This window comes from Aliiroseovarius marinus (assembly GCF_050881025.1).
GTDB classification, from domain to species: Bacteria; Pseudomonadota; Alphaproteobacteria; order Rhodobacterales; family Rhodobacteraceae; genus Aliiroseovarius; species Aliiroseovarius marinus_A.
On the sequence record NZ_JBNNXQ010000001.1, the window covers coordinates 442,354 to 455,071 of the forward strand.

Below are 12,718 nucleotides of genomic sequence, written 5' to 3' on the forward strand. Positions count from 1 at the left end.
AAACGATAGAGGGGTCGGTGGCAATGGGGCCACCATGAAAACGGAAGACCCGGAGGGCCGGGAGTGCTTCCAACTAGGAAAACATGATGTTTGACGTAACTAAAAAATCGATGGAGTGGGGCGAAGAAACCCTGACTCTGGAAACGGGCAAAGTTGCCCGTCAGGCCGACGGTACCGTGATCGCCACTTTGGGCGAGACATCCGTTATGGCCAACGTGACCTTCGCGAAGGCACAGAAGCCCGGTCAGGACTTCTTCCCGCTGACGGTTCACTATAACGAAAAATACTACGCCGCTGGTAAAATCCCCGGTGGCTTCTTCAAACGCGAAGCGCGTCCGACGGAAAAAGAGACGCTGACCTCGCGTCTGATCGACCGTCCGATCCGCCCGCTGTTCGTGCGCGGCTTCAAAAACGAAGTTCTGGTGATCTGCACCGTGCTGAGCCACGACCTTGTCAATGATCCCGATATCGTGGCCATGATCGCGGCTTCCGCTGCTCTGACCATTTCGGGTGCTCCGTTCATGGGTCCGATCGCGGCGGCTCGTGTTGGCTTTGAAGACGGTGAATACGTTCTGAACCCGACCTGCGATGACATGCATCAGCTGCGCAACAACCCCGACCAGCGTCTGGACCTTGTTGTGGCTGGCACCAAAGACGCCGTGATGATGGTGGAATCGGAAGCCTACGAGCTGACTGAAGCTGAAATGCTGGGTGCGGTGAACTTTGCACACGAGCAGATCCAGCCGGTGATCGACCTGATCATCGATCTGGCCGAAGAAGCGGCGAAAGAGCCGTTTGACTTCCAGCCTGCTGACTACTCGGACCTCTACGCTGCTGTGAAAGCCGCTGGCGAAGACAAGATCCGTGCTGCTTACGGCAACACCGACAAACAGGAACGCGTTGCGGCCCTGTCGGTTGCCAAAGAGGAAATCGTTGCCGCTCTGACTGAAGAGCAGCAGGAAGACGAGAACCTTGGTTCGGCGCTGAAGAAGCTGGAAAGCGCGGTTGTACGCGGCGACGTCGTGAAAACCGGCAAGCGCATCGACGGTCGTGCTCTGGACACCGTGCGCCCGATCGTATCGGAAGCAGGCATCCTGCCCCGTACGCACGGTTCGGCCCTGTTCACCCGTGGCGAGACCCAAGGTCTGGTTGTGACCACTCTGGGCACCGGCGACGACGAACAGATGATCGACGCGCTGACCGGCACCTACAAGTCGAACTTCATGCTGCACTACAACTTCCCGCCCTACTCGGTCGGCGAAGTGGGCCGCTTTGGCTTCACTGGCCGTCGTGAAATCGGCCACGGCAAACTGGCATGGCGTGCGCTGCAGGCAGTTCTGCCCTCGGCCACCGACTTCCCCTACACCATCCGCGTTGTGTCCGAGATCACCGAGTCGAACGGCTCGTCCTCGATGGCATCGGTTTGTGGTGGCTCGCTGTCCATGATGGACGCGGCCGTGCCGCTGAAAGCACCGGTTGCCGGTGTTGCCATGGGCCTGATCCTGGAAGATGACGGCTCTTACGCTGTTCTGACCGACATTCTGGGTGACGAAGATCACCTAGGTGACATGGACTTCAAAGTGGCTGGTACCGAAGACGGCATCACGTCACTGCAGATGGACATCAAGGTCGCAGGCATCACGCCTGAGATCATGGAGAAGGCCCTGGCACAAGCCAAGGAAGGCCGTCTGCACATCCTGGGCGAGATGAACAAAGCGCTGTCGGAAGGCCGTCAGGAGTTTTCGGCACACGCACCGCGCATCGAGACCATGAACATCCCGACCGACAAGATCCGTGAAGTGATCGGCTCGGGCGGTAAGGTCATTCGCGAAATCGTCGAAGTGTCGGGCGCCAAGGTCGACATCAACGACGACGGCGTGATCAAGATCGCATCGCCCAACGGCGACGCCATCGCCAAGGCTTACGAGATGATCCACGCGATCGTCGCAGAGCCGGAAGAAGGCGCGATCTACACCGGTAAAGTTGTGAAGATCGTCGACTTCGGCGCCTTCGTGAACTTCTTCGGCAAGCGCGACGGCCTGGTGCACGTATCCCAGATCGAAAACCGCCGCCTGAACCATCCTTCGGACGTTCTGAAGGAAGGCCAGGAAGTGAAAGTCAAACTGCTTGGCTTCGACGATCGCGGCAAGGTCCGCCTGTCGATGAAAATCGTCGATCAGGAAACCGGCGAAGAGATCGCTCCGGAGCCGAAAAAGAAAAAAGAAGACGCTGACGACTAAGGAGGACGGTTCGGGGCACCCCGAACCGGCACCCGGCTTCGGCTGGGTGCGTGTTGTCAGACAAAAGAAAGCCCCGGTGTTTTCACCGGGGCTTTTCTGTTGCGCGGGGCTGCTTTGAACCCGTTTTGACAGATGCCACAACGGGCATGAATGACAGCTATGAAAACCGCTCGCGATGATCAGTCTGCAAGGTAGAATCCTCTGAACTCTTTGACCGTCGACAGGCAAAGGAGGGTCTTCATCTGTGCCACAGACGGGATGAGTGACAAACGCTCCCGGTACAGCGACTCGTAGTCCTCGGTATTTCGTGCTGCCACACGGATCAGATAGTCGGACTCTCCAGAGATCAGATGACATTCCAGAACCTCGGGCATCTCGTGAATAGCCTTCTCAAACGCTTCGATGTGTTCGCGCCGCTGGCTTGTCAGTTTGGCCTCGATGAACACCTGAATCTCCAATCCGACCTTCTTGCGATTCAGTCGTGCGGCGTAGTGAGAAATCTTCCCTTCGGCCTCAAGCATCTTTACCCGCCGGTGGCAGGCAGACAGCGAAAGTCCAACCTGTTCGGACAATCGCGCCATGGAAATTTGGCCGTCCCTTTGGAGTATGGAAAGAATGCGGGTATTAAGCTGATCCATGGGAAAAATTCTTACTCCAGGCTGTGGCATCGAAATATTTCCAGAAATTTTCCTAAATATCAAGAAATGGGAGAACCTTTCTTGTTGCGGTTGCGCTAACCTAAACCCGTCCTGAAACGGACACTCAACAAAAGGGAGGGAAAAATGCCCCACAAGATCGTCGTCGGCTATGACGGCAGTGACAGCGCCAATGCGGCGCTCGCATTTGCAACGGATCTGGCCAAAGCGCAAGGCGGCAACATTGTCGTCGCCCATGTGTTGGAATGGTCGCCATACTCGTTTCTGACCCCAAGTGAACTGGAGGAGCGTCACAAGCGTCGCGGTGAAGAATTGGAGCGCGCAGAGGCTGCGATACTTGCTCCGGCAGTTGAACGTTTGAAAGACAGCGGGCTGCAAATCGACACGGCTCTGAAATACGGTAACATCGCCACAACCTTGGGCGATATCGCGAACGCGTGCGGTGCCGACCAAATTGTGATCGGCCGCAACGGTGAGCCCGGTCTCTCGTCGCGTGTCTTCGGTTCTGTTGCCATCAGTCTTGCACAGGCCGCCCCCGTGCCTGTGACCATTGTGCCTTAAGCGAACAGGAAATATCATGACCAATCAAATTAAGGCGGCAGCTTTGGCTGCTCCCGCCATTCTGGCAGCATCTGCGCCAGCCATGGCTCAATCACTTGATCAAACCATCAATGAAGGCTTCGCAAGCGCGACCGGATGGTTCGTTAGCTTCATCTTCAGCCCGTTCCCCGGAACTTCGTTCCCATGGATTGTGATGTGGCTGGTGATCGCAGCAACGGTATTCACGCTCTACTTCGGTTTCATCCAGTTTCGGGCCTTCCCGCACTCGATCTCGCTGGTCAAGGGTGATTACTCCGACCCCAACGACGCGGGCGAGGTCAGCCACTTCCAAGCGCTTGCCACGGCCCTTTCAGGTACCGTTGGACTTGGTAACATTGCTGGTGTGGCCGTGGCCGTCGGCATCGGCGGACCCGGTGCAACATTCTGGATGATCCTTGCTGGCCTTATGGGCATGGCATCGAAATTCACAGAATGTACGCTGGGTGTGAAATACCGCAATGAGTACGAAGACGGCACCGTATCCGGCGGCCCGATGTACTACATGACCAAAGGCTTCAAGGAGCGCGGTCTTCCCGCAGGCGGCTTTATGGCGGTCCTGTTCTCGGTCTTCTGTATCCTTGGTGCCTTCGGTGGCGGCAACATGTTCCAAGCCAACCAAGCGCATGCACAGATTGCAAACGTTGTCGGCGACTACCCGGGCTGGATCACAGGTCTGGTCTTTGCCGCAATCGTATTTGCGGTGATCGTTGGTGGTCTTAAATCCATCGCAAAGGTGACCGAGAAAGTCGTTCCCTTCATGGGCGTGCTTTACGTGCTGACCGCGCTGGTCATCCTGATCATGAATGCAAACATGATCGGTTGGGCGTTCGGCGAGATCTTCTCGGGTGCGTTCACCGGCGCCGGTGTTGCCGGTGGTATGGTCGGTGCACTGATCCAAGGCTTCAAACGGGCTGCATTCTCGAACGAAGCTGGCGTTGGTTCGGCGGCGATTGCCCACTCGGCAGTGCGCACCAAGGAACCGATCACGGAAGGTTTCGTATCGCTCCTGGAGCCGTTCATCGACACCGTCGTGATCTGCACCATGACCGCCCTGGTGATCATCATCACTGGTCAGCTGATCAGCGATCCGAACACCGGCATGTATCTGCTGGACGAAGGCGCATCGACCATTCAAACGGTTGATGGCAACAAAGGCGTGGCGCTGACATCTGCAGCATTCTCGTCGGCCATTCCGTTCTTCAAGTACATCTTGGCGATTGCGGTTATCTTGTTTGCCTTCTCGACCATGATCAGCTGGTCTTACTATGGCCTCAAGGCCTGGACCTTCCTGTTTGGTGAAGGGCAGACCAAGGAACTGGTGTTCAAGATCATCTTCTGTATCTTCGTCGTGATCGGTGCCTCGGCCAACCTTGGCCCAGTGATCGACTTCTCGGATGCAGCGATCTTTGCCATGGCAGTTGTGAACATCGTCGCGCTCTACTTCCTGATGCCCGTGGTAAAAGGCGAGCTGGACAGCTATCTGTCGCGCCTGAAATCCGGAGAGATCAAGAAGTTCCACTAAGTGCGCTGCGCGCTCCAACACGGAGCGTGTAAATGACTAAGCCGCCGAACATCTCGGCGGCTTAGTTTCGGCTTGGTGGATTGAAGAGCCTAGGGTTTGTCGCCCAACACCGACAAACCATCAAAAGCAGCCATTCATCTTCAGAGGCGTAATGGCTGCTTTGTCCCGCATCGCAGGCGTAATAACTCGGCTTGATCCCGCCGCTCCTTACGTAACAACCACTTCGCGCCCGCCAGCCCCCAGCAACCACACATCCCGCCCCTCAATCACCGCGGCCGAGATCGCTTTCCCATGCCCTGCCCCGGTGTCGATGTTCACCCGATTGCCATAGTGTGTGACCGCGTCGACAGGCGTATGGCCGTGAACGATCAGCGGGCCGTGGTCTGCGTCTGATTGGTGGAACTCTTTACGAATCCAGCACAGGTCATCCTCGGTTTGATCCGCAAGCGCGACGCCTGGACGGATGCCTGCATGGGCGAAGTAGAGATCCCCCAACTGATAGCTGGATGGCAGCTGCGCCAGATAGGCCCGGTGGCTCTCGGGCACCGCGGCACGGGCCTTGGGGTGAAGCTGATAGGTGCGGATACCTTCGGGCACCTCGACACCATAGCTTGCCAAGGTTTCGACCCCACCAATCCGCGTATGCAGCCAGTTGTGGTCATAGAGCAGCTGGGTATCGACCATGGGGTGTTCGCGCAGGAACATCTCCATCATGCGATCATGATTGCCCTTCAGAACCACCCAATTCTCACCACGCGCTTGGCCCTCGATCAGGAATTGGATCACGCCCTTGCTGTCCGGGCCACGGTCTACCAAGTCGCCAATATGTACAACCGGCGCATCACCATCACCACAGCGCGCACGATCTTCGGCAATCAGGGCGTGCGCCGCCTGAAGCTTGTCGAGATGGCCGTGAATATCTCCGATCGCATAGGCGCGCGTCATGTTGACTTTCCTTGTGGGTTTCTATGGCGCCAAATTCCCCGCGACCCGTGGATTTGTCCAGCCCAGAATGGTCGCCAATGCAAATTAGGAAAGAGGGGATCCCCCCAATGAAACACGCAGTAGCAGAATTTATCGGCACCATGACCTTGGTGCTGTTCGGATGTGGTGCCGCAGTGATTGCAGGCGCGGATATTGGCCTGACAGGCATCAGCTTTGCCTTTGGTCTTGCGCTTGTCGGTATGGCTTATGGGATCGGCAATGTGTCGGGTTGCCATATTAACCCAGCTGTGACGATCGGCGCGGTGATCGCGGGTCGTCTGCCCAGCCCAAAAGCGCTGACCTATATCTTGGCGCAGCTGGCCGGGGCCGTCGTGGGCGCAGCAATTCTGTATGTCATAGCGACAGGCAAAGGCGGCGGGTATGACGTGGCCACATCAGGACTTGGACAGAACGGCTGGGGCACTGGCTATTTGGGCGAATATAACGTGGTCTCAGCCTTTGTGTTCGAGCTCGTCGCAACCTTCCTGTTCGTCGTGGTGATCCTTGGCGCGACAGGTGCAGGCGCTCCTGCGGCTGTCGCAGGGATGGCGATCGGCCTGACCTTGGTGGTGATCCATCTGGTCGGCATCAACGTGACCGGCGTATCGGTAAACCCCGCCAGATCGTTTGGCCCGGCTCTCTTTGCCGGGGGGCATGCACTTGGTCAACTATGGCTCTTTATCCTGGCACCGGCACTGGGTGCAGTAGCGGCCGGACTATTGTTCAAGTCAGGTATGCTTGACGCAGACTAAAGCGCTTCGACTTATTGCTGAGTCACGGCAATATATCGAAACGCGCGGAACCTATTGATGGTGTAGGCGTTTCGAAATCAAGTTGCGATCCAACTTAACCTCGAAACGCTATAATCAACAAAAAGCCCCGGAATTCCGGGGCTTTTCTCTTCAGGTCGACACTTATACGTCAAAAACCAATGGGCTGACGGTATTGAACATCCCGGTGTCACAAAGCGACTTCAGGATTGGTTCAGGGATCGGATTGTCCACATAAAGGATCGCAATCGCATCCCCACCGGTTTCCTTCCGGCCCAAGGTAAAGTTGGCGATGTTCACGCCATTTTCACCCATGGTTTTACCCAACGTCCCGATAATCCCCGGCACGTCATTGTTGGTGGTGTAAAGCATATGCTGGCCGATCTCGGCGTCGATATTGATGCCCTTGATCTGAATGAAGCGCGGCTTGCCATCCGAGAACACGGTCCCGGCAATCGAGCGTTCGCGCTTGTCGGTCACAACGGTCAACTTGATGTAACCGTCGAACGTGCCGCCCTTGGCCTGCGTGGTGGTCGAGGTCTTGATGCCGCGATCCGCTGCCACGACCGGCGCGGACACCATGTTCACGTCAGGCGTCTGCGGCTTCATCAGACCAGCAATCACGGCGCAGTCCAGCGCCTTGAGGTTCATTTCCGAGGCCACACCATCATAGAGGATGTTCACGGCCTTAACCGGCTCGTCGGTCAGCTGGCCAACAAAGGCGCCCAGATGCTCGGCCAGTTTGATCCACGGACCCATGACCTTGGCTTCTTCGGCAGTGACCGACGGCATGTTCAGCGCGTTTTGCACAGCCCCGGTCAAAAGGTAATCCGACATCTGTTCGGCCACCTGAAGCGCCACGTTTTCCTGTGCCTCGGTGGTGGCCGCGCCAAGATGCGGCGTGCAGACCACGTTGGGCAGGTTGAAAAGCGGGTTCTCGGTGGCAGGTTCTTCAGCGAAGACATCGAAGGCAGCGCCAGCAACGTGACCCGATTTCAGCAGGTCGGCCAGCGCCTCCTCGTCCACCAGACCACCACGGGCACAGTTGATGATGCGCACGCCTTTCTTGGTCTTCTCAAGGTTTTCGCGGCTCAGGATGTTGCGGGTGGCGTCGATCAGCGGGACGTGCAGCGTGATGAAATCAGCGCGTGCCAGCAGCGCGTCCAGCTCGACCTTTTCAACGCCCATTGCGTCCGCTTTCTCTTCCGACAGGAAGGGGTCATAGGCGACGACTTTCATCTTCAGACCCAGCGCGCGGTCACAGACGATGCCACCGATGTTGCCTGCACCAATGACGCCAAGCGTCTTGTTGGTCAGCTCGACCCCCATGAATTTCGACTTCTCCCACTTACCCGCATGGGTCGAGGCGCTTGCTTCGGGGATTTGACGCGCCACGGCGAACATCATCGCGATGGCGTGTTCGGCGGTGGTGATCATGTTGCCAAAGGGCGTGTTCATCACGATCACACCGGCTTTCGACGCGGCAACCTTGTCCACATTGTCGGTGCCGATCCCGGCGCGCGCGACCACTTTCAGATTGGTCGCAGCTTCAAGGATCTTTTCGGTCACTTTGGTGGCCGAACGGATCGCCAGACCGTCATAGTCTCCGATTTTGGCGGCAAGTGCGTCCTTGTCTTTGCCAAGGTTGGGTTCGAAATCAACGTCAATGCCGCGATCGCGGAAGATCTGAACGGCGGTTTCCGAAAGCTTGTCGGAGACGAGTACTTTGGGGGCCATGGTGGTGGTCCTTCTTCAAAGATGTAGGGGAAAGTCCCGCGCGGGTTTGCGCGGGACGGAATGCTTATTGCGCGTCGATCTCGGCGTTGAACGCCCAATCGATCCACGGCATCAGGGCCGCGACATCCGACGCCTCGACCGTGCCGCCGCACCAGATGCGCAGACCGGCAGGCGCGTCACGATAGGCGCCCACGTCCAGCGCTACGCCTTCGGTTTCCAGCCGCTTGGCGACAGCCTTGGCAAAACCGGCGCCATCTTTGATGCGCGCATCGGTGAACTTCACGCAGACCGAGGTGTTCGAGCGCGTCGCCACATCATCCGCCAGGAAGTCGATCCAGTCGGTCGCCTCGACAAACTTGGTCACTTCGGCGGTGTTGGCATCAGCCCGCTTGATCAGGCCTTGCAGCCCACCCACGGACCGCGCCCAATCCAGCGCAAAGAGGTAGTCTTCCACGGCCAGCATCGAGGGCGTGTTGATCGTCGCACCCGTAAAGATGCCCTCGATCAACTTGCCACCTTTGGTCAGGCGGAAGATCTTCGGCAAAGGCCATGCAGGGGTGTAGCTTTCCAGACGCGCGACCGCGCGCGGGCTCAGGATCAGGATGCCGTGAGCCGCTTCGCCGCCCAGCACTTTCTGCCAAGAGAAGGTGGTCACATCCAGCTTGTCCCACGGCAGGTCCATCGCAAAGGCGGCCGAAGTGGCGTCGCAGATGGTCAGACCTTCGCGGTCGTCCGCGATCCAGTCGCCATTGGGTACACGCACACCCGAGGTGGTGCCGTTCCATGTGAACACAACGTCATTGGCAAAATCGACCGATGCCAGATCAGGCAGCTCGCCATAGTCAGCCGTCTTGGCAACAGCGTCGATTTTCAGCTGTTTCACAACATCGGTGACCCAGCCGGCCCCAAAGCTTTCCCATGCCAGCATCTCGACGCCGCGTTCGCCCAGAAGCGACCATAGGGCCATCTCAACCGCACCGGTGTCGGATGCGGGCACGATGCCGATCTTGTAATCTGCCGGAATGCCCAGCACCTCGCGCGTGCCTTCAATAGCCGCTTTCAGCTTGTCCTTGCCAATGGCGGCACGGTGCGAACGGCCCAAAGCGGCGTCCGACAAAGCATCAAGAGTCCATGTGGGGGGTTTGGCGCAGGGGCCAGAGGAAAAACGCGGGTTAGCCGGCCGCGTTGCCGGTTTCGAAATAGCCATCGATGCTACCCTTCCAGATAAAGCGCCCCTCGTTGGGGAGGGGTGTCCCACGGACCGAGGTAAGGGTCAGGCACGCCCGGTGCAAGCGGAAATATGTCGTGATTGTCGCCCGATGGGTCGAAAACGAGCGCCAAATGACTACGATCGGAAACTTGCGCGCCATCGCGAAACCCTGAATTAACACCCGGTTTACGGATCAAACACAGATTTGCCCTTGTGAAGCGCGGGCCATCTGCCGCATGAAACAGGCAACGAAACCGCCCAGGAGAGAGCTCTTCATGTTCGTCACCACGCTGATCGCATCCCCCAAAGCCCGCAACCTTGACCCGGCGCTGGTCGAGAACCTGCGCAACGCCTGGGGCGGGGGTGACGTGGTGTGGCTTGCACCCGATGAAGCGGCCAGTTTTGATCTGGAAACCCCACCGATGAACGCGCAGGATGTCTGGCAAAGCTGTCAGGATATGGGCGTCGATCTGGTGATCCAGCCGCGCCATGGCCAGCGCAAGAAAATGCTGCTGGCGGATATGGATTCGACCATGATCCAGCAGGAATGCATCGACGAACTGGCGGATGAAGCCGGCGTGGGTGCGCGCGTGAAAGACATCACCGCCCGCGCCATGAATGGAGAGCTGGATTTCGAAGGCGCCATCGACGCGCGCGTTGGCCTGCTTGAGGGCCTGCCCGAACGCATCATCGACGACGTGCTGAAAACCCGGATCACCTATATGCCGGGCGGCGCCACTTTGCTGGCCACGATGAAAGCCAACGGGGCTTATGCGGCGCTTGTCTCGGGCGGGTTCACAGCCTTCACCAGTGCTGTCGCCACCAAGCTGGGGTTTGACGAAAACCGGGCCAACACGCTCGATGTGAAAGACGGCAAGCTCACCGGCCATGTGGTGCGCCCCATTCTGGGGCAAGAGGCCAAGCTGGAAGCGCTGGACCAGATCACTGATCGGCTGGGCATTGACCGATCCGAGGTCATCGCCGTCGGGGATGGCATGAATGATCTCTTGATGCTGGCCAATGCCGGAACCGGGGTGGCGCTGCACGGCAAGCCTGCCCTTCAGGCCGAATGTGATGTGCGGATCAACCATGGTGATCTGACCGCGCTTTTGTACCTGCAAGGCTACGCCAAGTCCGAATTCGTCGATGTTTGAAGCATCGACCGAGGTCTTTCTGTTCCTACTGGCCGCGGGTTTCGTTGCAGGCTTCATTGACAGTATCGCAGGCGGCGGCGGGCTGATCACATTGCCAGCTCTGATGTTGGCAGGCGTGCCGCCTGTCACCGCTTTGGCCACCAACAAAGTACAGGGGCTGTTTGGCGCAGGCATGGCGGCGATCACCTATGCGCGCAAGGGGCATGTCAACCTAAGGCAACAGGTGAAGCCCGCCTTAATCGCCTTCGCCGCGTCCCTTCTGGGTGCGCTTTGTGTGAATGCTCTGCCAACCGATCTGATCCGCTGGTTCCTGCCCGTTCTTCTGGTCGCCATCGCGCTGTTCTTCGCGTTGAAACCGGGCCTCAATGATGTGGACAGGCATCAACGTCTGACGCCTTTGGTGTTCGCTTTGACATTTGTACCGCTGGTCGGATTTTATGACGGACTTTTGGGTCCGGGCGCAGGTGCGTTTTATATGCTGGCCTTCGTCAGCATGGCCGGTCAGGGCATCCTGAAAGCCACCGCCCATACCAAGCTGTTGAATTTTGCGTCAAATGTAGGCGGGCTTGCGGGGTTTTTAATTGTGCTGTCGCCCCTTTGGTTCGTCGGCATCATGATGGGGGCCGCGCAAATCGCCGGCGCCTATGCCGGCGCCACCCTTGCATCGCGCATCGGGTCAAAACTGATCAAACCCCTGCTGGTGATCGCGTCCTGCGCCATGGCGATAAAGCTGGTCATTGACCTGCTCTAGTCAACGAGCACCCAGGTCAGGCGCACGGACGCTACATCGCGAGCAAGGTTTCCGCGGGCCGGATTTCCCCCGTCACCAACCCTGCGAAGTTCACGACATCCGGGTTCAGACGTTTCTTCACATCAGGGTGGGCGGGATCGAGCACACCAAGCTTGACCAAAATAGCGGCAATCGCGCATTCCGAGGCCCGCGTCGCCCCATCTTCGATCTTCAGCGCCACGCCCAGCTGCAAATCAGGGATGATCGCGATGAAAAATGCCTCGGCGCCGGTTTTCAGAGCAACTTTGCCCGGAGCCGTGCGCATCAGTTCCGTGCAGGCGCGGGTTTCGCCCGCCACCAGATCGGGGTGCAGCATCATCGCCTCGCGCAACCGGACCGAGGCACGTGCCCGCGCATCTCCGTCTTCTTTTGCTGCCGCAAACCCGGCCATTGCGCGCCCCATGCCCAGCACGGTGCAGGCATGGTTGGGCGCCGAGCACCCATCGATCCCATAGCCGGGACTGACCTCGTCCGTGACTTCTTCGAAAGCTTGTTTGATGGCCAGCTGAATGGGGTGATCCACCTCGACATATTCCGGGTCCGTCACGCCCATATGGCGGCTAAGGGTCAGAAAGCCTGCGTGTTTGCCTGAACAGTTGTTGTGAATGCGGCAGGGGCTGTCATCGGTTTTGATCAACCCGATCTTGGCAGGCTGATCCGCCGGCCATTGTGGGCCGCAGCGCAAATCATCATTGCCCAGCCCCATATCGTTCAACCAACGCGACACGCGATCCGTGTGGATGGCCGCGCCCTGATGGCTGGCACAGGACAGGGCTAGCTGTTCGGTGGTCAGCCCGGCCGCATCCGCCGCGCCGCTTTCCACCAATGGCAGCGCCTGCAACATCTTGGCGGATGACCGTGGGAAAATCATCTGATTGGGATCCCCCCAACCGTGAACCACCTCGCCTTTGGCGTTGCACACCACTGCATGGCCACGGTGCTGACTTTCCAACATACCGCCGCGCCAGACCTCAACCAGACGTTCCGATTGCCCCATCCCAAGATCCTTCCCTGCATTTCCACGACAAACGCGCGGATTTCCGCCACAGGGGCTT

The 12,718-nt window shown here is 58.3% G+C and carries 11 protein-coding genes; 6 read left to right on the forward strand and 5 right to left on the reverse strand.

What is annotated here, in order from left to right:
- Positions 1 to 86: 86 nt before the first annotated feature.
- Positions 87 to 2,240 carry a polyribonucleotide nucleotidyltransferase gene (pnp, locus tag ACRY08_RS02075; protein WP_432448185.1) on the forward strand — a complete coding sequence of 718 codons (2,154 nt, stop codon included), beginning with the start codon at positions 87 to 89 and terminating at the stop codon, positions 2,238 to 2,240.
- 179 nt (positions 2,241 to 2,419) lie between these two features.
- On the opposite strand, the gene ACRY08_RS02080 is transcribed toward pnp, so the two are convergent.
- Complete coding sequence (locus ACRY08_RS02080) at positions 2,420 to 2,878, reverse strand: Lrp/AsnC family transcriptional regulator (protein ID WP_432448186.1); 459 nt, start codon at positions 2,876 to 2,878, stop codon at positions 2,420 to 2,422.
- A 144-nt stretch (positions 2,879 to 3,022) separates the two neighbouring features.
- Here ACRY08_RS02080 and ACRY08_RS02085 point away from each other — a divergent pair, with 144 nt between their 5' ends.
- The gene (locus ACRY08_RS02085; protein ID WP_432448187.1) at positions 3,023 to 3,457 is read left to right on the forward strand and encodes a universal stress protein; all 435 of its coding nucleotides are present in this window, start codon (positions 3,023 to 3,025) and stop codon (positions 3,455 to 3,457) included.
- 16 nt (positions 3,458 to 3,473) lie between these two features.
- On the forward strand, positions 3,474 to 5,018 hold the full coding sequence (locus ACRY08_RS02090) for an alanine/glycine:cation symporter family protein (RefSeq protein ID WP_432448188.1): 1,545 nt from the start codon (positions 3,474 to 3,476) through the stop codon (positions 5,016 to 5,018).
- Positions 5,019 to 5,225: 207 nt separating this feature from the next.
- On the opposite strand, the gene ACRY08_RS02095 is transcribed toward ACRY08_RS02090, so the two are convergent.
- Complete coding sequence (locus ACRY08_RS02095; protein WP_432448189.1) at positions 5,226 to 5,963, reverse strand: metallophosphoesterase; 738 nt, start codon at positions 5,961 to 5,963, stop codon at positions 5,226 to 5,228.
- Between the two features lie 107 nt (positions 5,964 to 6,070).
- On the opposite strand from ACRY08_RS02095, the gene ACRY08_RS02100 reads away from it, so the two are divergent.
- The gene (locus ACRY08_RS02100; protein WP_432448190.1) at positions 6,071 to 6,754 is read left to right on the forward strand and encodes an aquaporin; all 684 of its coding nucleotides are present in this window, start codon (positions 6,071 to 6,073) and stop codon (positions 6,752 to 6,754) included.
- 162 nt (positions 6,755 to 6,916) lie between these two features.
- On the opposite strand, the gene serA is transcribed toward ACRY08_RS02100, so the two are convergent.
- The gene (serA, locus tag ACRY08_RS02105) at positions 6,917 to 8,509 is read right to left on the reverse strand and encodes a phosphoglycerate dehydrogenase (protein WP_432448191.1); all 1,593 of its coding nucleotides are present in this window, start codon (positions 8,507 to 8,509) and stop codon (positions 6,917 to 6,919) included.
- A gap of 64 nt (positions 8,510 to 8,573) precedes the next feature.
- Positions 8,574 to 9,716, reverse strand: coding sequence for a phosphoserine transaminase (locus ACRY08_RS02110; protein ID WP_432448192.1), 1,143 nt, complete (start codon positions 9,714 to 9,716; stop codon positions 8,574 to 8,576).
- A gap of 278 nt (positions 9,717 to 9,994) precedes the next feature.
- On the opposite strand from ACRY08_RS02110, the gene serB reads away from it, so the two are divergent.
- Both serB and ACRY08_RS02120 read left to right on the forward strand, forming a co-directional pair.
- Positions 9,995 to 10,873, forward strand: coding sequence for a phosphoserine phosphatase SerB (gene serB, locus ACRY08_RS02115; RefSeq protein ID WP_432448834.1), 879 nt, complete (start codon positions 9,995 to 9,997; stop codon positions 10,871 to 10,873).
- Positions 10,866 to 11,624, forward strand: coding sequence for a TSUP family transporter (locus ACRY08_RS02120; protein ID WP_432448193.1), 759 nt, complete (start codon positions 10,866 to 10,868; stop codon positions 11,622 to 11,624). The genes serB and ACRY08_RS02120 overlap by 8 nt, the downstream gene beginning before the upstream one ends.
- A gap of 31 nt (positions 11,625 to 11,655) precedes the next feature.
- Here the strand turns inward: ACRY08_RS02120 and ACRY08_RS02125 are convergent, their stop codons facing one another.
- Entirely contained in the window at positions 11,656 to 12,660 is a 1,005-nt protein-coding gene (locus tag ACRY08_RS02125; protein WP_432448194.1) for an asparaginase, read from the reverse strand.
- Positions 12,661 to 12,718 lie beyond the last annotated feature (58 nt).